At 45.9% G+C, this 1,168-nt stretch carries 1 protein-coding gene; it reads right to left on the reverse strand.

Going from position 1 to position 1,168, the window contains the following annotated elements; genetic code table 11:
* Nucleotides 1-61: 61 nt before the first annotated feature.
* Nucleotides 62-1,168, reverse strand: a 1,107-nt coding sequence (gene tuf / locus J8L97_RS22965) for an elongation factor Tu (RefSeq protein ID WP_192505805.1), incomplete at its 5' end; no start/stop codon positions are given.

A 1,168-nucleotide genomic window follows, 5' to 3' on the forward strand; every position in this document is an offset into this window, starting at 1 on the left:
AAAAAACCCAAGCCTAAGCTTGGGTTTCTTATCAATGCTTATGCATTAACTATGGTCGATATTACTCAACGATAGTTGCAACAACACCAGCACCAACTGTACGACCACCTTCACGGATAGCGAAGCGTAAACCTTCGTCCATCGCGATTGGTACGATTAGGTCTACAGTCATCTTGATGTTATCACCAGGCATTACCATTTCTACGCCTTCTGGTAACTCAACGTTACCTGTTACGTCAGTTGTACGGAAGTAGAACTGTGGACGGTAACCTTTGAAGAATGGTGTATGACGACCACCTTCATCTTTCGAAAGTACGTATACTTCTGAAGTGAACTTCGTGTGTGGCGTGATTGAACCAGGCTTCGCTAGTACTTGACCACGTTCAACGTCTTCACGCTTAGTACCACGTAGAAGTGCACCAATGTTCTCACCCGCACGACCTTCGTCTAGAAGCTTACGGAACATCTCTACACCCGTACAAGTTGTCTTCGTAGTTTCTTTCATACCTACGATTTCAACTTCGTCGTTCACGTTTACAATACCAGCTTCAACACGGCCTGTTACTACTGTACCACGACCCTGGATTGAGAATACGTCTTCGATAGGCATGATGAATGGCTTATCGATGTCACGCTCTGGCTCTGGAATGTAAGAATCTAGTGCTTCTGCAAGCTCTACAATCTTGTCTTCCCACTCTTTCTCGCCTTCTAACGCCTTAAGCGCTGAACCTGCGATTAGTGGTAAGTCATCACCTGGGAAGTCATACTCAGAAAGAAGTTCACGAACTTCCATCTCTACTAGCTCAAGTAGCTCTTCGTCATCAACCATGTCACATTTGTTCATGAATACGATGATGTAAGGTACGCCAACCTGACGAGAAAGTAGGATGTGCTCACGTGTTTGTGGCATAGGGCCGTCAGTTGCAGCAACTACTAGGATTGCGCCGTCCATTTGTGCAGCACCTGTGATCATGTTTTTAACATAATCCGCGTGTCCTGGACAATCTACGTGTGCGTAGTGACGAGTCGGTGTATCGTACTCAACGTGAGACGTTGAAATTGTGATACCACGCTCACGCTCTTCTGGAGCGTTATCGATTGCTGCGAAGTCTTTTGCTTCACCACCGTATACTTTTGCAAGTACGTTAGTGATTGCTGCAGTTAGGGT

This window comes from Pseudoalteromonas sp. MMG012 (assembly GCF_018100875.1).
In the GTDB taxonomy this organism is placed as follows: domain Bacteria; phylum Pseudomonadota; class Gammaproteobacteria; order Enterobacterales; family Alteromonadaceae; genus Pseudoalteromonas; species Pseudoalteromonas aurantia.